The organism is Pelorhabdus sp. sgz311001 (assembly GCF_055901755.1).
Genome location: NZ_JBVXUT010000008.1, coordinates 123,990 through 144,109 on the forward strand (window position 1 = coordinate 123,990; position 20,120 = coordinate 144,109).

At 43.9% G+C, this 20,120-nt stretch carries 16 protein-coding genes; 13 read left to right on the top strand and 3 right to left on the bottom strand.

All coding sequences use genetic code 11. The features are described 5' to 3' along the window. Window positions 1-45 precede the first annotated feature (45 nt). From AC0MXB_RS17640 to AC0MXB_RS17675, 8 genes are all read left to right on the top strand, one after another. Entirely contained in the window at window positions 46-1,020 is a 975-nt protein-coding gene (locus tag AC0MXB_RS17640) for an amidohydrolase family protein (protein WP_474041039.1), read from the top strand. Between the two features lie 79 nt (window positions 1,021-1,099). Continuing rightward, complete coding sequence (locus tag AC0MXB_RS17645; protein WP_474041040.1) at window positions 1,100-2,335, top strand: MFS transporter; 1,236 nt, start codon at window positions 1,100-1,102, stop codon at window positions 2,333-2,335. A gap of 100 nt (window positions 2,336-2,435) precedes the next feature. Then, window positions 2,436-2,807: a DUF134 domain-containing protein gene (locus AC0MXB_RS17650; protein WP_474041041.1), complete on the top strand. Its 372-nt coding sequence runs from the start codon at window positions 2,436-2,438 to the stop codon at window positions 2,805-2,807. Window positions 2,808-2,817: 10 nt separating this feature from the next. Further along, entirely contained in the window at window positions 2,818-4,035 is a 1,218-nt protein-coding gene (locus tag AC0MXB_RS17655) for a P-loop NTPase (protein WP_474041042.1), read from the top strand. 132 nt (window positions 4,036-4,167) lie between these two features. Further along, window positions 4,168-5,019 (top strand): C45 family autoproteolytic acyltransferase/hydolase, encoded by an 852-nt coding sequence (locus tag AC0MXB_RS17660; RefSeq protein WP_474041043.1) that lies wholly within the window; start codon window positions 4,168-4,170, stop codon window positions 5,017-5,019. Window positions 5,020-5,219: 200 nt separating this feature from the next. After that, on the top strand, window positions 5,220-8,291 hold the full coding sequence (locus AC0MXB_RS17665) for an EAL domain-containing protein (protein ID WP_474041065.1): 3,072 nt from the start codon (window positions 5,220-5,222) through the stop codon (window positions 8,289-8,291). Window positions 8,292-8,542: 251 nt separating this feature from the next. After that, complete coding sequence (locus AC0MXB_RS17670) at window positions 8,543-10,102, top strand: PAS domain-containing protein (protein WP_474041044.1); 1,560 nt, start codon at window positions 8,543-8,545, stop codon at window positions 10,100-10,102. 284 nt (window positions 10,103-10,386) lie between these two features. Beyond that, window positions 10,387-10,833, top strand: a complete 447-nt coding sequence (locus AC0MXB_RS17675) for an ATP-binding protein (RefSeq protein WP_474041045.1) — start codon at window positions 10,387-10,389, stop codon at window positions 10,831-10,833. Between the two features lie 66 nt (window positions 10,834-10,899). Here AC0MXB_RS17675 and AC0MXB_RS17680 read toward each other — a convergent pair whose 3' ends face one another. Continuing rightward, entirely contained in the window at window positions 10,900-11,406 is a 507-nt protein-coding gene (locus tag AC0MXB_RS17680; RefSeq protein WP_474041046.1) for a hypothetical protein, read from the bottom strand. 232 nt (window positions 11,407-11,638) lie between these two features. On the opposite strand from AC0MXB_RS17680, the gene AC0MXB_RS17685 reads away from it, so the two are divergent. The 4 genes from AC0MXB_RS17685 to AC0MXB_RS17700 all read left to right on the top strand — a co-directional run bounded on the left by AC0MXB_RS17685 (window position 11,639) and on the right by AC0MXB_RS17700 (window position 16,824). Beyond that, window positions 11,639-12,253, top strand: a complete 615-nt coding sequence (locus AC0MXB_RS17685; RefSeq protein ID WP_474041047.1) for a TetR/AcrR family transcriptional regulator — start codon at window positions 11,639-11,641, stop codon at window positions 12,251-12,253. Window positions 12,254-12,369: 116 nt separating this feature from the next. Further along, a complete protein-coding gene (locus tag AC0MXB_RS17690; RefSeq protein WP_474041048.1) occupies window positions 12,370-12,573 on the top strand; it encodes a hypothetical protein in 204 nt (67 codons plus the stop codon). A 25-nt stretch (window positions 12,574-12,598) separates the two neighbouring features. Continuing rightward, window positions 12,599-13,726, top strand: a complete 1,128-nt coding sequence (locus AC0MXB_RS17695; RefSeq protein ID WP_474041049.1) for an efflux RND transporter periplasmic adaptor subunit — start codon at window positions 12,599-12,601, stop codon at window positions 13,724-13,726. Then, window positions 13,723-16,824 carry an efflux RND transporter permease subunit gene (locus tag AC0MXB_RS17700; protein ID WP_474041050.1) on the top strand — a complete coding sequence of 1,034 codons (3,102 nt, stop codon included), beginning with the start codon at window positions 13,723-13,725 and terminating at the stop codon, window positions 16,822-16,824. The genes AC0MXB_RS17695 and AC0MXB_RS17700 overlap by 4 nt, the downstream gene beginning before the upstream one ends. A gap of 67 nt (window positions 16,825-16,891) precedes the next feature. Here the strand turns inward: AC0MXB_RS17700 and AC0MXB_RS17705 are convergent, their stop codons facing one another. After that, a complete protein-coding gene (locus AC0MXB_RS17705) occupies window positions 16,892-17,584 on the bottom strand; it encodes a TerC family protein (RefSeq protein ID WP_474041051.1) in 693 nt (230 codons plus the stop codon). 21 nt (window positions 17,585-17,605) lie between these two features. Next, window positions 17,606-18,190 (bottom strand): DJ-1/PfpI family protein, encoded by a 585-nt coding sequence (locus AC0MXB_RS17710; protein ID WP_474041052.1) that lies wholly within the window; start codon window positions 18,188-18,190, stop codon window positions 17,606-17,608. Between the two features lie 582 nt (window positions 18,191-18,772). Here AC0MXB_RS17710 and AC0MXB_RS17715 point away from each other — a divergent pair. Beyond that, complete coding sequence (locus tag AC0MXB_RS17715) at window positions 18,773-20,059, top strand: MFS transporter (RefSeq protein WP_474041053.1); 1,287 nt, start codon at window positions 18,773-18,775, stop codon at window positions 20,057-20,059. The last annotated feature ends 61 nt before the right edge of the window (window positions 20,060-20,120 follow it).

Consider the following 20,120-nt stretch of genomic DNA (forward strand, 5'->3'; position numbering starts at 1 on the left):
TTGCCGATGCATTAATAATAAAGCCGCAATAAGGGAGGGATGACCATGGATAGCAACAATTTATCACGACGAAAGTTTCTTAAACAAACCGGAGTTGCTCTGGCTGGTCTTTACGGTCTTTCTTTTTCAAAATTATCTAGTACTGTCTGGGCGCAGGAACAGTCCTCTGAGCAGGTTCCCTTTTCGTCCGGTACAGATACACCGAAGTTTAAAGTCCCTTATAACGCTTGTGATTGTCATCATCATATTTATGACAGTCGATTCCCCGCTGATCCTAAGTCTACGTTACGTTCGCCTGATGCGACCGTTGCCGACTATCGACTGTTGCAGAAACGGTTAGGAACAACACGGAATGTTGTGATACAGCCTTCCACTTATGGTGTAGATAATCGTTGTTTAGTCAATGCGCTGCAGGAATTCGGCGGAAAAAATACGCGAGGCATTGCCGTTGTGAATACGTCGGTAGCTGATGGCGAGCTAAAAGCGCTCCATGAGGCTGGCGTGCGTGGCCTGCGGTTTAATTTCTCGGTGCCTGGCGAAGCGACGAGTTTTGCCATGGTGAAAGTGTTAGCGGATCGTGTACAAGCTTTGGGCTGGCATATTCAAGTTGTGGCGAAAGCCGATCAGATTTTTGCCAACCGTGAAGTGTGGCAGGACATAAAATGCCCGCTTGTCTTTGATCATCTTGGCCATATTCCAGCAACAGAACACCCGGCTTTTGCCGTATTAGAAAACTTACTAAAGGCAGGAAATTGTTGGATTAAATTATCTGGCGCTTATATTTTATCCAAAGTAGGAGCGCCCACCTATAGTGATCGAAGCGATGTGGCCAAAGCGTATGTAGCCATAGCGCCGCATCGATTGGTGTGGGGGAGCGATTGGCCTCATCCAACAAGTAAACTTGATAATAAGCCCAATGATGCAACTTTATTTAATTTATTAGCGGATTGGGTTCCTGATGAAAAAGTACGCAACCGTATTTTGGTGAATAATCCTGAGCGCTTATATGGTTTTAAGTAGCATGTTCTTTCATTAACTAAAAGAAGGCTTTCGGTGCAGCGTAAGCCTTCTTTTTTATAAAAAGTGCGGGGTGAATATTTTGAATATTGCCAACAAGAAGCTTGTCTTATTACTTACAACAGGTATGATTGTAAACGCGATTGATCGTGGGAGTCTCAGTATCGCGGCGCCGATGATCATAAAGGATTTGGGGATTAATGCCGGACTTATGGGAATTGCCTTATCGGCTTTTTATTGGAGCTATATTCTAGTGATGTTTCCTATTGGACATCTTGCTGATCGCTATGGCGCTAAGCGGGTTCTCGGTTTTTCCGCTGTGATTTGGTCGCTTGCTTCGGCAGTGACTGGTATGGTTCATAGTCATATAGGCTTGATTTTGGCAAGGCTTGGCGTCGGGGTCGGCGAAGCGGCAGGAAATATAGTCAGTGCCAAAGTCGTATCAGAAAACTTTCCGATTCAGCAGCGAGCGACAGTAACCGGAACCTATCTTTCGGGAACAAAGCTGGGAATGGCCATCGTGCCTATTTTGATGGGGACCTTAATGAGCTTATGGAATTGGCGTGTTGCTTTTATCGTAACTGGAATTGGCAGCTTGTTATGGTGTATTGCCTGGTATTACGGCTATAAACCAACTACAGATCCAAGTCAGACTGAACAAGGTAAGGCAAAAGTGAAAATTCCTTGGCGGCAGCTTTTCCAGAATCGTTGTGTTGTTGGCTTAATGATTGCGAAATTCTTTTTAGATTATTTATTTATTCTGTTTGTCACCTGGGTGCCTGCTTATTTAGTGATGGAGCGAGGCTTTTCGATTATCAAGATGGGGTTTTACGCATCGATTCCTTGGATTGCTGGTTTTATCGCGCAACCAGCAATGGGCTACTTATCGGATAAACTGATTCAACGCGGTTGGACTGTGACACAATCAAGAAAGCGCTGTTTGGTTTTGTTTCAATTTATTTCAGCGGCGGTTCTTGCTGTCGGGTTTATCGAAAGCCCCATAGTGGCAGTCGTGCTTTTAACCATTAATATCGCCGCCGAATCAGCTTCAGCTGGAATTATGTGGACTATTTTGGCGGAAGTGGCGCCTAAAAATATGGGAGGTACTGTATCGGGGGCTATTAATACGGTAAGCTCTATAGCCGGACTGTTAGCGCCAACGATTACCGGGTTTATTTATACTTTTACTGGGAGCTTCCAAATGGCGCTGCTTGTTGGCGGTCTCGGCGTTCTTTGCTCGGCAGCAGCCATTTGGTTTATTGTGCCTGAAATTAAGCCAATTGAATTAACCGGAACAACCGATGTAACTCATTCGTAAATGCAGAGTGCTTCCGCATAGCCCGTTATTGACATATGCCGATAACGGGCTATAATAATAGGTGTAATTGACATATGTCAATAATTAAAGGGGAACGAAAATGGCTAGACCTAGAAAGTGGCGCAATGTGTGCTGTTTACCAAAGAATAGCAAATTCGGGCCATTGGATCAGCCGTCTTGCTGTGGTCATACGATTGCGATGACTGTCGATGAGTATGAAACAATTCGGCTCATTGATCTTGAAAACTTAACGCAGCAGGAATGTGCCGGTCGGATGAATATTGCGCGTACGACGGTGCAGAGTATGTATAATGAGGCCAGAAGAAAAATTGCCGAATCGCTGGTAAATGGGAAAATTCTTATGATTAATGGCGGCGAATATCAACTCTGCAATGGGCAAAGCCATTGTTGCAGCGGTCGTTGTCACCGCAATAGCACAGCTGATTTGCCAATAGAAAACGACAAAGAATGAGGCGAATAATATGAGTGAAAATTGTAGTCAAAGTTGTAGCAGCTGCGGCGAAACCTGCGCTGAACGAGACGGCGAGCAGCAAAGTTTGCTGGCAAAAACGCATGAGTTAAATCATGTAAAGAAAGTGATTGGGATTGTAAGCGGCAAAGGCGGCGTCGGTAAATCCTTGGTCACTTCTCTCTTAGCGGTGCGCATGAAGCAGCGCGGTTATCATACGGCTATTTTAGATGCTGATATTACCGGGCCGTCCATTCCGAAGGTGTTTGGGATTCAGGAAAAAGCCATGGGCAGCGAGCTGGGGATTTTTCCGCTGAAAAGTAGTCAAGGCATTAAAATGATGTCAGCAAATCTGCTGCTAGAGAACGATACAGATCCTGTGCTGTGGCGCGGCCCAATGATTGGCAATATGGTAACGCAGTTTTGGACGGATGTGATCTGGGGGAATATGGATTTTCTCTTTGTCGATATGCCGCCAGGTACAGGTGATGTTCCGTTAACGGTTTTTCAATCGCTGCCTGTCGACGGTATCATCGTTGTTACATCACCACAAGAACTTGTGTCAATGATTGTGGCGAAAGCAGTGAAGATGGCGGAAATGATGCATATTCCGATTTTAGGGTTAGTTGAAAATATGTCCTATTTTAAATGTCCTGATAATCAAAAGGAATACAAGATTTTTGGTGAAAGCCATGTTGATGAAACCGCCGCCCAGTATGGGTTAGAAGTACTCGGAAAATTGCCGATTGATCCGGCCGTGGCGCAGCTTTGCGATCAAGGCGCAATCGAACAATTTAGCGGTAATTGGCTGGAACAAGCTGTTGCCAAATTAGAAAAAATGGAGGCGAAATTAATGAAGAAAATTGCTGTTGCTTGTGAAGGGGAAAGTGTTTCGGGCCATTTTGGCCATTGTAAAAATTTCATGGTTTTTGACACGGAAGGCGAGGCGATTCTTGCGGCAGAAACGGTTATGAATGAAGGTCACGGTCATGAATCTGTTGCAGCCTATCTCGAAAGCTTAGCTGTCAAAGTCGTTATATCTGGCGGTATGGGCCAAGGTGCTATGGATCTTTTAACCGAAAAAGGCATTGAGTATCTGACTGGTGCAACAGGCGATGCTCGGACTGTTGTAAAAAAATATCTTTTGGGAGAGTTACAATCTACCGAAAGTGTCTGCCAGTGTGACGGTCATCATGAACATGGTCATCATCACAGTCACGACCATGCTTGATCTAGTAAGTTTCCTTCTTAAATAAATATTGCAAGTCCTAAAAGAACGGCGAAAGTCGTTCTTTTTTTGTTTGGCAGGCCTAGAAAGAATCGGTTATGATAATGCTATGAAGGAGCTAAGGGAGATGAGAAAATGCGCGGTTGGCTAAGTGGTTTGCTCGTTGCCGTTATATGTCTTGTTTCATTACCAGTGCAGGCTTGTACTTTATGGTCAGCAAACGGCAATCTTGTTGCAGGTGGCGGCACTATGCTCGTTAAAAATCGTGATTGGATTCCTAACCAGCATGAGATTATAAAATTAGCGGTTCCTAAAACCGGTTACCGCTATCTAGGTCTTTATGCCGAAGGGAAATATCCTGGCTTTAAGGCGGGGATCAATGAACAGGGCCTGGTGATAGTCAGTGCTACGGCGGGGAGTATTCCTGCGGTGGAAAGAAGAGCGATGCCCCATACTAGCGGTTTGCTTGTAAAGCTGCTAAATGAGTGCAGTACTGTTGATGAGGCTTTGGCTAGAACGGACTTGTTTCTGGGGCCGGAAATATTGATGCTCGCTGATCAGCATAAAGTAGCTGCGGTTGAGATTGGGCCAGAGGGAAAATACCAGATTGAAGTAAAACAAAATGGGGCGATTTATCATACGAATCACTATGTTTATGACGACATGGTAAATTTGAATCGTACGATTGGCGAGAGCAGTCAAGCTCGCTATGATCGAATTGGCCAGTTACTAAGCATTGCCGCAAAACCTTATGATTTTTCCGATTTTCTCTCCTTTAGTACTGACCAAAATGCGGGGCCTGATAATAGCATTTTCCGCGTAGGCAGTACGCCGACTAAAACGAGAACGATGGCCGTATGGGCGGTCAAAATTCCCCCAGAAGGTTCGCCGGAAGTTTATGTTCGGATATTAAATCCTGATGAAGCGCCGAGCGTTGTTCAATTTAATGCCGCTGACGTTTTTAATGGAAAGGCTCGCCTTGACTAGCAACTAGCGAGTAGCGGCAGATTATGTCGGAAAATAGAGGACTTTTTCGGTTTTTCGTCTAATCTCTATTTAAGGAAGTAATTCGTACGTAAAGGGGGATTCTACTTTATCGGTTTATGATGAGAGTAGAATCCTTTTGTTACATAGAGCGCGATCACAGTAAGAATTACACGAGAGAGGGGGAGATCTTTTTGTCGTTAATGAAATATAATCTGAAGCGGCTACCTCATCTTTCGGTGTTTGTTGTATTTGCGTTTTTTTGCCTTTGTATTTTTGTCTATTTTTTCTTTTATACTGCTTTTAGTGAACAGATCCATCGGGAAAATCGCGAGCACACAAGTGATGTAGCTGCGCAGGTAGCAGGTTTTGTGGCCAATGCCTATAATATTTCTCAGGAAATGGCGCTAAATAGTGAAGTAACTACGATGGATCCCGCAAGGCAAAAACTTTTTCTAGCGGATGCATTGACTCGGTATCCCTTTATTGATAATTTTTTTATCCAAAAAACAGCGGATGGTTGGCAGACTGGCCGCGCCAAAGGGGAAAATCAAAATCGCGCTACGCGATGGTGGTTTCAGAAAATGCTTAAGGATAATCATCCTTTTGTCAGTAAAGCTTTTTTAACATTAGGGACGGAAACAAAAGCAAACTATCCGGTAACATCGATCTATTTCCCTGTCTATCAAGGGCAACAGTATGTAGGGATTTTTGCGGCGGATTTGAAGCTGGAAATGCTAGAGCAGTTTGTCGAATCGTTTAATATTCCAGGACGGTACTTTTTTGTTTTAGATAGCGAGGGCACTGTGGTGGCCCATCCGGAACGAGCCCAGATTGATGCGATGTACAATTATAAGAATGCCACTAAGACGCTTGCGGTGAAGGATAAGAGCGGAAACGTAATTATCGAACAAGGTAATCAGAAATTAGAAGAATTGCCTGTCAACATTCCGGCAAAGCTGCAGGAAATTACAGTAAAGGCCCTGCAGGGGGAAACGGGACAAGCGGAATATAGTACTGATACAGGAATGTCCTTTTTATGCTATTATCAGCCGATTCAATTACCAGGAATGTCAGCGCCATGGGTTGCTGTTACCGTTCAGAACAAAGACATAGCTATGGCTCCTGTAAAAAAATTCTTTTTGACAACGACGCTAACCGCTTTATTCATCATGATCGGCTTGATTTTCGTGATTCAACGCCGGACAAGAGCACTCCATGAAGCAAATCTCAATTTAGTAACAGCTAATAAAAATTTAGCACAAGAGCAGTGGAAGGTATCGGAGTCAAATCAGCAGCTTCAAGAAATTAATGCCAGCCTAGAAGAAGAAATTAGTGAGAGAGTAAAAGTAGAAAATGCGTTATCGGCGGCAAATATGGAAATTGTGGCAATGAATGAGGAAGTGATTGCTACGAATGAATCGCTCAATGATATGAATCAAAGCCTATTAAACGAGATCGCACAGCGGCAGCAGGCCGAAGCGGCTTTACTATTTCGCGAGAAGGAATATCAGGCCATTACTAGCCTCCTCATTCAAAAACCTGATGACCAGGAAAAGCTTTTATGTACGATTTTAGATGATGCGCTGCTGATGATGCGGGCGGAAAATGGCATGATTGCTAAAATTGATGAGAGCACTAACACGATAAGAGTGGCTTACAGTAAAGGCACGATTTATGAAAAAAATGCTAAAATCAATCTCACTAAAGGTGTTTCTGGAGTTGTCTATTCGACAGGTCGAATGTTTTATGTGGAAGACTATAGTGTGTTCCCAAAACGAATTTCTAAGGCTAAATTTGATCGGATTACGAGCATTGTTTCGCTGCCCTTAAAGTGTCAAGAACGAGTTGTTGGTCTCTTCGAGATTGCTTGGCTTGATCAACCTTACAGGGTGACGCAAGCGGAATTGGCCGCTTTGCAGAATTTTGCTGACCTGGCTTCTGTTGCGTTAGAGAATGCGCGGACTCGCTTGGAAATGGAACGAATGGCTTATCAGGACGTGCTTACTGGCCTGCCTAATCGAGCGAGCTTAGGCTTACGGCTACTGGAAGCGATGCACGAACTTAGCGTGAAAAAGCAAGGCGGTTTTGTTATGTTCATCGATATTGATGACTTAAAAACCGTCAATGATACGTATGGTCATGCTTTTGGCGATGATGTGATTCGCGAGGCGGCAAAGCGGATTGCTTTAGCGAGCAAGGATGCTTTTGTAGCGCGCCTTGGCGGCGACGAATTCGTCTTACTCCAGGCTGGACAAACTGATCGCTTTCAGGCTGCCGCCTTGGCCAAAGAGCTTTTAGCCGTTCTTGCTGTTGACTATGAGGTAGGTGACAGTCAAATCCATTTATCAAGCAGTATTGGGATCGCTCTCTATCCAGAAGATGGCATGGAGGCTGCTGATATTTTGAAAAATGCCGATAATGCTATGTATGCAGCTAAAAAGGCTGGTAAGAATTGTTGGTTTTTTTATGAGGCGAAAATGCAAAGCGTTACTTATGAAAATATGATTTTAAAAACAGCACTGCGCCGTGCCGTGGACAAAGGGGAGCTTTTTCTTCATTACCAGCCGCAGGTTGAAGCCGAAACTGGGAAAATAGTTGGTTTTGAAGCACTATTACGTTGGTATAATCGTCAACTTGGTCAAGTACCGCCTAGTCAATTTATTCCAGTAGCGGAACAAAGCGGGCAGATTTTGCTCATTGGTAAATGGGTGCTTGAGGAGGCTTGTCGTTTTGCCAAAGTGCTAGCTGATCAAGGATTTCCCGATTATAAAATCTCTGTTAATGTATCGCCGCGGCAATTGGCCGATGATGCTTTTGAGGCGATTGTAGAAGCAGCGGCGTTAGCGGCGCAGATTGAGCCGCGGCAACTTATGCTGGAAATTACGGAAAGCGGTTTGCTTGGTTGTATTGAAGAAAGCAGCGAAAAACTGCGCCGGATTCAAGCCAAGGGATTTGGCATATCTCTTGATGATTTTGGAACAGGTTTTTCTTCCTTGACGTATCTACGAAAGTTGCCTGTCAACGAATTGAAAATGGATAAATCGTTTATTGACTCGATTGCCGACGGGTTAGCCAAGGAACCTTTGGTTTATTCGGTGATTGCTATGGCGCACGCGCTGAAACTCATAGTTGTGGCAGAAGGCGTCGAGACAGAAAGGCAGTACGAATATCTTCGCTCTTGTGGTTGTGATCGAATTCAAGGTTATTTTTTCAGTCGCCCATTGCCTAAACTGGAAATTTTGCAGCAGTTAGAACAAGATAAGGAATCGTAACTAAGCTATGCTACACATAGACCGCCTTGGGGCAGCGCTTTTCTTGTGAAAGGAAGAGTGTCCAAGGCGGTTTTTGTGTAGAGGGAAAACATTTCCTAAAGGGATTTCTTCGCGAAACAGCGAAGCTGAGCTGGCACCATTGTAAATGAAACACAATAGTAGAAGCTCATTTTTATAGTTTAGTCTAATAGCTATAATAAGAGAAACCAGATACAATGAAGATAATTATGTAAATAAGGAGCAAGGCGTAGATGACAAAAACCTCGGAGCATATAACGGATGTCTTTTTTTTTCTCGATGAACGACTTGTTTTTGTCTATCTGAATGAAGCCGCCGCGCAATTGTTCGGTTATCCTAAAAGCGCGCTTGTTGGTAAAAGCTTTTTAGAAACAATTTCTGAAAAGCCATCTTTTCATCAGCAATACAGCAAGGCTATTCTGCAAAAAAGATCCTTTCAGCAGGAAAGTGATGAGTTGGTTTTAGGGTGTTGGCATAGAGTGAAAGTGGAGATTGAAGCAGATGGTCTCTGGGTATCCATTCAGGACATTACGGAATTTAAACAGGCTCGTCAATGTACGCAGGAACAAGCTTCTTTGCTTAATTTGGCCCATGATAATAGACTGATACGGGAAAAAATGCTATTAGCCGAAGCGATGGCTAAGGTAGGCTACTGTGAATGGGACGCGAGGCAGAGATTACTTTATTTATCGAAACAAGTTTATAAAATTTGGTCGTTGCCAGAAACTACAACGCCTGAGTTAGCTCTTTTAAAAGAGCGGATTTATACGAAAGATGTAGATATGGTATCAAAGCGTCTCTATCGAATGCAGGAACAGAAGCCCTTTGAGCTCGATTTTCGGATTGTTTGGCCAGACCAATCAATTCACTGGATTCATTCCCGGTGGATACCTGAGTTTTCCCGGGAATTAAAACTTGTCAGACTTTATGGAACGATGCAGGATGTAACAAAGCAAAAAGCGAGCGTAGATCAGATTCAGCAAGCCGAGAAAGATTTGCTACTTGCTGATCAGCTTTGCAAGCGGAGCAATTTCTTTAATGATTTAGTGAAAGGCTCTTACGCCGACGAATATACGTTGCAGCAACTTACTTACTACGGGGTTGATCCTTATGTTCGCTATTGCTGTTTTGCTTTGCGCCTTACTTTTTCCGGTCAAGAGGAAGCTTCTGGTCTGATGCAGCGTATCGTTGGGTGGCTTTTTGAGGCAGTCGCTGGATGGTCCTGGCGTTCTGGGGCGGATCTTTTCTGTCTTGTTCCCGAAAAAATGGAGCAGTGTTTTCACAAGCAGGAACAAATGGAATATGCTAAAAATTTAACGGAAGCCTTACAAGCGCAGTTTCCCGGCACACAATTTTTAGTAGGTGTTTCGGGGTTATCGGATTCTCCCCTTAATTTGAAGGTGCTTTATAATAAAGCTCATAGTGCTTTGCTAGTAGCAACTTCTTTGGCAAGGCAGGAAATTTATCACTTTGATGAGCTGGGCATCTATGGAATTGCTGTGCAACTGTTAAAAGGAGATCCCTTATCGAATGGATATAAAACGAAGCTAGAGCAGTTGTACGAATATGATGCAAGCCATGATGGAACACTCGTTATGACCTTAGAGCGCATTTTAGAGGATGAGAATTTAAAGGTTGTTGCGAATAAATTATTTATTCATTATAATACTGTGCTCTGGCGTAAAAAGCAGATTGAGAAAGTGCTTGATTTATCGCTAGATCATTTTGAAACTCGCTGTCTGTTACTCCTTTATATGCGCATGTGGAAAATTCAAAAGATTCAAATGGAATAAGTTTGACATTGTGTCGCCGCTACAGCTTTATGATGGTATTTTTGTTTTGATTACCAATAGTCGAAAATCTCTAACAGGAGTACACTATATTTAGTTGCTAAATGTTTACCCTATTTAAATCCCTAGTATTTATTTTCCCGTAAAATGTGATTTGTTGTGTTTTTTGCCATGATCTTTGCCTATGACTGCTAAGTTACTAGAAGCGAAGATGTTCTTAGACAGCCGCGCGGCTGTCTTTTTTTTGTTGGAAAGATTGCAACAGGAGTAAAAGGGGAGGAACGATTGTGGCTGCTAATGTATTTCCTAAGGTTTTTTTTATATCACGGCAGACGCCGCGGGGACAAGTGCAAGATATCTTACAGGATCTGCTCACAATAAGTGATTGGCTTGATGATATGGAGATTTTACGAACTGAGATTATATTAAATGAAGCGCTGAGCAATGCGCTACAGCATGGAACGGCAGCGACCATAAAGATGAACAAACTGGGAAAGCGGTTAGTTTTTCGGATCAAAGATAACGGCAGGGGGTTTGCTGGCAATCAGGCTGTGGCAATCCTAGCCGACTCCCTAGGGAGAACTGGCCTTAGTCTGGTTAGTGAAACAGAGCACGGCCGTGGTATTTTGATTATGATGAGTTGGTCTGATCAAATTTTTTATAATCAATGCGGCAATGAAGTGATGCTAGTGAAAGCCCTATATGATGGTAGTAAAAAAGCTAAAGAGTTTTAGCAGCCGGCGTTTTCCGGTTGCAACTCTTTAGCTTTTATAAGAAAAATTTTATTGGCTCTTCTAAAATTATTGATTGACAGGTGTAGTGAGTGAACTGATCAAGTCAGTTGTTGTATTACTTGCAGTAGTAGAAGCTTGCTCTTGTTGTCGTTTGGCGATTTCCGTGTTATAGTCGCTAGCAGAAATTTTCCCCTGACTGAGCAATTGTTCTAACTGCGCTTCACTGTACTGTGATAAATCACTACTTGTTGCGGTAGTAGAGCTACTATCATCACTGCTTTTGGCTATTTGGGTCGGTGGTTTTGCTGGCGGCGCTGCTTTGGCTTCCGTCGCATTAGACGAGGCTACTTTGGTATCAGAATTGCTTTGACTTATTGCAGTTGTTTGCACGACGTTCGAGCTGTCAGCGCTAAGTTGAGCTCCTTCCTGACTAATTTCTACAGAATAAGCTGGCGAAATTTCCGGAGTTGACGTTTTTTGTTCTGTCTTCTTGGTCGCTTCTGTTGTAACGGAATTTTGCACGGGTTGTACTGCGGCAGATGTAGTTGCTTCTAGGGATACATTGCTAACCATTGATAACCCTCCTTCATAATGAAAAACCATAAATTTGTTTGTAATAATATATTTGTAAAATATGTTTCTATCAGTTTGGAGTGTCATATTATATAAAATTATGGTACTTACTCTAAGAATAAACGAAATTTCTTATAAAAAGATTAAAGTTAAATTTAAAAATACTTTAATATTGACGTGGCGTAGGAAATATTTTATAATTTGAATCAAGTCAATTAATGAGGTGTTACGTATGGCGCGACCGCCGCAAGATCCACAAAAACGTATTAATGAAATATTAGAGGCGGCTGAACCGCTTTTTTATAGCAAAGGCTATCACGAGACTTCAATTGGCGATATTGTGAAAAAAATGGGCGTAGCTCATGGGACAATTTATTATTATTTTAAGTCTAAAGAAGAAATTTTAGAGGCTCTTTTGAATCGGCATATTGCTATTTTATTAGGGGAAGTCAGTCAAGTCGTTACGCAACAAGCGATGAATCCGGCTGATAAACTGGCCATTACGATGAAAACGCTGTTTCAGGGAATCCAATTACCTGATGGTCTGTTGTTTGCGTACTTATATAATGAAAAAACGATTCATTTTATGGACAAGTTATCAAGAGAAGGCAAGATGCTGATGGATCCGATTTTTCGGAAGATTTTACAGGAAGGACAGGAGCAAGGCTGCTTTTCCATTCCTCATTTGTCGGCAGCGACGAACTTGCTGTATGGTATTTTAGATTCTTTAATGGAAAGTCTTTACGAAAACTACTCAGAGGAGCAACGGGCAGCGCAGTTTTCCCTGTCAGAGAAACTGATTGAAACGATTGTGGGAGCCAAACCTGGTACAATTCACCTTTTGTAAAAGTCGCTAGACAATCAAAAGGCTTTTCTTTACCAATTAAATGACTTAAGTCAAATAATTAATAGATAAACTTGACCTGTTGCATTACGACAAGAAAATAGAGGAGGTACGAAAAGATGTCTACCGTCATTGCCGGAATTCCTGTTACAGCTGATTTAGATCTGCCTTTAGACAAAGTTGAGACTCTTGTGTTAGATATTAAAACGACATGGGAATGGGAGGGACGCTGCGTCGGACGAATTGAACTGAAACAATTGCCGACAAAGATTCAGGTATTTATCTATGAGTTAGCGGCAACACAGTTTTTATCAGATCTATAATACATAAATAGAGGGGCTGGGAATCATGAATTTAGATTTTTTACAAGTATTAAAGAAGGAAAAACGCCTTTCGATCATTGGCGCAGGGGTGATTGGGTTAGGCATAATTGGCGGCGGGTTCTTTTGGTGGTCCCAGCATAAGCAAGTTCAGGTTGTAAGCGAAGAGGCTGTAGTTGTCCGTACTGCCGTGATTGGTAAGAATGGGGCGGCGCAAGGCTATACTTATGCTGGTGAAGTGAAGGGGCGCTATGAAAGTCAGCTTGCCTTTCAAGTAAACGGCAAGATTATCAAGCGGAATGTGCAACTTGGCAGCGCCGTTCAGGCTGGCGATATACTCATGCAGATTGACAGCCGTGATTTGCAGCAGACTGTTAACAGCAGTTCGGCGCAAGTTTACTCCGCTGAGTCACAGCGGGTTTTGGCGGAAAGTAATTTGAATCGTTACCAACAGCTTTTAGATAAAGGCGCGATTAGCCGCGCGCAATATGACCAGTATGTGAATGCTTATAACGTGGCGGTTGCCGGAGTACGGCAAGCGTCGGCGCAATATGTCCAAGGCGAAAATCAGTTAGATTATAGCTATCTGAAGGCGGATAAATCTGGCGTTATATCAGCCATTACGGCGGAAGCCGGACAAGTCGTGAGTGCTGGACAGGTTGTGGTTACAGTCGTACAGGACGGCGAACGCGAAATAGAAATTAGTGTACCCGAAAATCGTGTGGAAGAGCTGCGGCGCGCCGGAACGATTCAAATTTCTTTCTGGGCGCTTCCTGGTGTTACGGCAGCAGGACAAGTTCGTGAAATTGCACCAATGGCTGATCCAACAACGCGGACTTTTAAAGTGCGTATTAGTGTTACCAATCCACCGGAAGCGATGAAGCTGGGCATGACGGCGGCTGTTACGATTCTAGGTGATTCGGTGCAACAGACTGTAGCGGTTCCGCTTGCCGCAATTTACCAAGATGGTGATACTCCCAAGGTTTGGGTGGTGGAAAATGATATTGTAACGCTTCGTCCAGTTCAGATTGGCAACTTTGGTAATGGCACTGTTCAAGTCGTTGGCGGACTGCAAGCAGGGGATCAGATTGTAACTGCTGGCGTTCATAAGCTCAAAGAAGGACAACAGGTTAAAGCAGGCGGTGATTCGCTGTGAAGAATTTTAATTTGACGGAATGGGCGCTAAATCACAAGCACTTCATTTATTTCTTTATCGCTTTGTTTTTTATTGCTGGGTTTGTTTCCTATAAGAATTTAGGGCGCATGGAAGATCCTGATTTCACGATTAAACAAATGGTTGTCACTGTGGCTTGGCCGGGAGCTACAGCTAGGCAGATCGAGGATCAGGTCACTGATAAAGTGGAGAAAAAACTACAGGATTTACCAGGGCTTGATTATCTTCAGAGTTATTCCGCTCCAGGATATAGCGTAATTTACGTCAACGTAAAAGATACGGTACCCAAGGCGGAAATTCGCGGCAAGTGGCTGGAAGCCCGGAATATGGTCAATGATATTGTTTCCACTTTGCCGGAAGGGGTCATGGCGCCACAGTTTAATGACCGTTTTGATGAAGTTTACGGCGTGGTTTACGCTCTTACTGGCGATGGCTATACTTATGAGGAAATGCGGGAAAAAGCGGAAAAAGTCCGTCGCATTTTAATGGATGTCCCCAGCGTAAAAAAAGTAAACCTACTGGGAGTGCAGACGGAAAAAATTTATATTGAAATTGAAAATGACAAAATGGCGCAGCTCGGAATTACCCCTAGCCTTGTCACGTCCACTTTACAGGCGCAAAATGCTATGAATGCTTCAGGAATGTTGGAAACTGCTTCTGACAACCTATATTTACGCATTACCGGTATGTTTGAAAATCTTGATGATATCCGCAATACGCCGCTTCAAGCCAATGGTAAAACGATTCGTCTTGGCGATATTGCCAAAATAAGCCGGGCTTACGCCGAACCGACCGATCCTAAATTTTACTATAATGGTACGCCAGCTATCGGAATTTCTTTAGCGATGGAACCAGGCGGGAACATCCTTGTATTGGGAGAAACTTTAGAAAAAACAGTGGAGAGAATTAAAAAAGAGCTACCAGCAGGGTTGGAAATTCATCAAACAGTCAATCAACCCAAAGTGGTGGAAACCTCGATTGATGAATTTGTCGAGTCGCTTGCTGAAGCGATTATTATTGTTCTTGCCGTTAGCTTTGCTAGTTTGGGCATGAGGTCAGGCATCATCGTGGCTTTATGCATTCCCTTGGTGATCGCTGTGGTGTTTACCTGCATGAATCTTTTCGGGATTGACTTACAGCGTATTTCGCTTGGGGCTTTAATCATTGCCTTAGGGTTGCTTGTGGATGATGCGATTATTACGATTGAGACCATGGTGGTAAAACTGGAGCAGGGCTGGAGTCGCTTTAACGCCGCCTGCTTTGCTTATTCTTCCACAGCCTATCCCCGCTTGACTGGGGAACTTGTGACTTGTGCTGGCTTTATTCCAGTTGGCTTTGCCAAAGGGAGCGCCTCAGAGTATTGTATGACCATCTTTACGGTCGTTGCGATTGCATTGATGGCGTCTTGGCTTGTTGCGGGTACAGTAACGCCGCTGCTCGGCTATCTCTTTATCAGGGTTAAGCCGCATTCAGCGGCAAACGCGGCAAATGAGCATGATATTTATGATACGAAACTCTATCGCGCCTTTAAGCGAGTTCTCATTTGGTGCTTGTATCATCGCAAAACGGTTCTTGTTGCGACTGTTGCTGTTTTTTTTGTGGCTGTGGGCGCTCTCGGATTTGTTAGACAGGAATTTTTCCCTAGCTCTACCCGGCCGGAACTGATTTTGCAGTTGAAGCTGCAAGAAGGCGCTTCGCTGAAAAACACGGAAGACGTAGCCAGTCAGGTCGCAAAGTCCTTAGAAGGCGAGAGCGATATCTCTTACTATACGTATCATGTTGGCGAGGGAGCGCCGCGGTTTGTGCTGAGTTTTGAACCGACTTTTAATAAACCAAACTTTTCCGAGTTTGTGATTGTGGCCAAAGATGCCAAATCGCGTGATGCCTTACGGGCGAAGCTGGAGAAGAATTTGGCGCAGCAGTTTCCTAGTGTTCGTGTTCATACGAAAGTGATTGCGAACGGACCTTCGGCCGATTATCCGGTTATGCTTCGCGTAAAAGGCTATGACGTTGACAAGGTGCGAGAAATCGCCCAGCAGATGGAACAAATTATGGCCCAAAATCCCAATGTGAAAAATACAAATTTAAATTGGGTGGAAAAAAGTAAGATTGTGCACTTAACGATTGATCAAGATAAGGCTAGAGCGCTTGGTGTTACAACGCAGTCCTTAGCAAACTCCCTGCAGGCGCAGCTGTCAGGAGCGCCAATTACTGAGTTTCGCGAGAAAGATAAGACGGTCAGCATGGTCTTTCGGTTTGACGGACAGGATCGCAATGATCCTGAACGATTGAAAAATACTACCGTTTATATTGGCAATGGCAAATATGTACCGCTTGAGCAGATTGCAAAAATTTCTTTCGATGCGGAAGAAGGGCTGATTTATCGCCGTGATTTGAAGCCCATGATCATAGTTCAGGCTGAGACTAGGCCTGGTGCTACTGGCGATGATGTGGCTGAGCAGATTTATAAGGATCTGGCGGATTTGCGAGCGAATTTGCCTTTAGGCTATGAAATAGAATATGACGGCTCCAAAGAGTCGAGCATCAAGGCGGCGAAGTTTCTTTCTGAACCAGTGCCAATGATGATCATAGCTATTATGATTTTCTTGATGATTCAGTTGCAGAACATTCCTAAAATGATTCTTACTCTTTTGACGGCGCCACTAGGAATTATTGGAGTAGCTTTCGGACTTTTGCTAACCAATAGTCCGATGGGTTTTGTCGTGCAACTAGGTATATTGGCTCTATCAGGGATCATTATGCGTAATACCATTATCTTGATGGATCAGATTGATCAACTGCTGGCGGCAGGCGAATCTTTGTGGGATGCCATTATTAATGCCACGGTGATTCGTTTCCGGCCTATTTTGCTTACAGCGGCAGCTGCGATTCTGGGCATGATTCCCCTTGTATCAAGTATTTTCTGGGGGCCCATGGCAGTAGCGATTGCAGGAGGTCTGCTTGGCGCTACTGTGTTAACACTGCTTGTATTGCCTGTCTTGTATGCGACTTGGTATAAAGTAGAGTTACCATCTACAGGCAAGGCGACAGGGACAGATAACTCCACTTTGAACGCTTAGGACCTGGCAGGCCTGATCCAGTTATAAAGAAGGCAGTCCGTAGTGTTTAGTCGGACTGCCTTCTTTGCTATTTTTGTTCTTTTTTGTTTCTTGCAATTGTCTTAGCATTTTTTCGCCAAGCTAAAGCTAGGATGATGGCTGTGATGATGAGGCTTGTCAGAGTTTCTTGGGTGAGCAAAACTTGTGGTGCAAACTTTACCGTGAGCGGGTCACTGAAGAATAAACCACCGGCCGTCCAGGCTAAAATAGCGCTGCCGCCGTAAAGCAGCAGTGGAAAGCGCTCAATTAACTGAATAAAGAAGGTGCTTCCCCAGACGATAATTGGGATCGTAATGAGAATGCCCACGATGACAGTGCTTATGCTGTCTTTAGCAATGCCAGCAATCCCTAGGACATTGTCAATGCCCATGACGCCGTCGGCAATGATAATCGTACGGATTGCGCCTATGAAGTCTGGCGCTGCTGAAACTTCGTGAGTTTTTGTATCAGTGACAAGCTGGTAGGCAATTAGTAGCAGTAAAAGACCGCCAAGAATCATCAGACCAGGAAGCTGTAACAGCCAGACAACCAGCAAGGTCGAGATGGCTCGAATCACAATGGCGCCTAGGGTTCCCCAGAAGATCGCTTTCTTTTGATATTGCGCGGGAAGGTTGCGGGCGGCTAAGGCAATGACTAGCGCATTGTCACCCGCAAGAATCAAGTCAATAAACACAATAGCAGCTAAATCTTGCAATGCACCACTTGTTAAAAGACTCTCCATAAGCAGCACCTCCAGTTTTATCTAGTCAAGCAGGGACACATCAAGGGTATATTCTATTTTTCTGGCAGCCTCTAAAGCAACTTCTCGGCCAAAGAGCAGTTTCAGCAGATAGAAACCAAGTTCCAGACCGGAGCTGACACCGCCTGCCGTGATGATCTTATCGCAATGAACAATTTTCTGATCTAAAACCTGAACAGAATAGCGGCTTAATTCGTCGAAGGCGGTATGATAGGTTGTCGCCGCTTTTCCTGTTAGCAAACCAGCTTCGGCTAGAAAAAACGCACCAGTGCAAACGGAAGTAAGATACTTTACCGTTTTAGCTTGCGACTGAATAAAAGCAAGTAGTTCCTGATCTTTCATCGCAGTGATGCGCCCTTTGCCGCCAGGAATTACAAGCAGATCAAGGATGGGACAGGAGGCAAGCGTTTCATCGGGAATAATATGCAAGCCATTGAAAGCGCGTAGTGGTGTTTTTTCAGCGGCAATGGTGAGAACCTTTACGCTGTCAGGCCGGATTTTATTTACATAACTTAATACTTCGAAAGGGCCAATAAAGTCTAGTTCCTCTACTTGCGGAAAAATAAGTATGCCAATAGTAAGCATCATTGTCAGCTCCTTAGTGTGTGTAATATATAAGTTTACAATCTTAGTATACAGCAGTCAGAATAAGTAGTGCTAGAGATCCATAAGAGTCTTGACAAAATATTTGTAAATTTGTATACTGTAATAGTAAATTACAATGTTACAATTTTTCAAAAACAATTTCATAATTCTTTTTTAAAAGTTATGAAGGAAATAGTTGTACCTAGTAAGCTTCAGAGAGCCGATGGTTGGTGCGAATCGGCAGCTAAACAGTACAATCGTCACTCCTGAACTGCAAAGCTGAACTTTAAGTAGGCTGCGCCGGAACGGCTCTTTATGAGTGCAACCGTTATATTGCTAGGGTTGTTAGACCTGATGAGATATATCTATTTTTAGCGAATAGATATGATAAGAGTGGTATCGCGAGAGTAACCTCTTGCCTCTTACTGAGGCAAGAGGTTTTTTGATTTACGAAGACCTTCTCTTTTCTTTGAAGTCCAAACACCCTAACCGTTTGGTACGAAGAAAAAGAGAAGGTCTTTTGGCAAAATTGGCACGGAATGATTAATTACGGAACGATTAATTAATGAGAGGGATGGGGAGAACATGCAAGAATGTACAAATTTCCGGTGGCGCTTAGCTTTAATTATGTTTGCGATTAGTTTTATTTCGTATATGGATCGGGTAAACTTGTCTGTGGCAACGCCAGCGATTATGCAGGAGTTCGGTTTTAGTAAGCTCGATATGGGGGCGCTTCAGACGGCTTTCTTTGTGGGGTATGCTTGTATGCAGGTTCCGGGCGGGATGTTAGCGGAACGTTTCGGTTGTCGCTCTGTCGTTACGGTAGCCGTTGCTTTTTGGTCACTGTTCACATCGTTAACGGGGCTTTGTAACAGCTTCGCCTCATTTGCCGCCATGCGCGTTTTTTTTGGTATTGGCGAAGGGCCCTTGGCTCCTTCTTTTGGCCGGTTTATTTATAAGTGGTTCACTGTAAACGAAAAAGGCCGAGGTTCAGCTTGTTTTCTCAGCGGGATGTTTATTGGGCCGGTAATTGGCCCAGCTGTTACGGTTTTCCTGATGCTGCAACTGGGTTGGCGGTCTGTTTTTGTTTTGTTTGGCTTAATGGGGCTGTTGTTGGCGGCATTATGGTGGTATTTTGTCAGAGAATCACCGCGCGACAGCCGCTTTGTGAGTCCGACTGAGGCTCAATATATTGAAGGTGATAGAGAAACGAAAAACACTTCAGAGCGAAAAGCTCCCTGGAAGGACTTTTTTACGTCCTCGCAGTTTTGGGCTATTGGTATCCAATTTTTCGTAACTGACTATATTATGTACGTTTTTTTAGCTTGGCTGCCGCTATATCTGATGGAAGCCAGAGGATTTTCTCTTACTAGCATGGGGTTTGCCGCATCGCTTCCCTGGATTGCATTATGTATTGTAACTTTATCGACAGGTGTTATGAGTGATAAGCTTGTCGTGGCTGGAGTATCAAAAACCAAGTCGCGGACAATTTTTGCCGCTTTCGGTCTCGCTTTTTGTTGCTTGTCCCTGTATCTTGGAGCACTGGCGCAAAGTCCCTTTTGGAATCTTTTTTGGCTTACTTTGTCGCTAGGTTCGCTAGGTCTTACCTTTAGTTCTTCTTGGGCTGCCTGTATTGATATTGGCGGTGAGTATTCTGGTTCCGTTTCTGGCTGGATGAATTTGTGGGGGAATTTAGGTGGAGCGGCGGCGCCTTTATTAACGGCCTGGATTGCCACCAATTACGGTTGGCAGGCGGCTATTTTAAATACAGCGGCGCTTGCCTTAGTTGGCGTAGTTGCTTGGCTGGCCGTTAAGCCAGACATGCCGCTTTGTGATTCGCGTGAGACCCATTCTATACCTGTCGAAATCTGATTTGTATTAGGGAGGTTTATTTAACACAAATCGTCTGACTATCGAGTCAATAGTGTGTTAT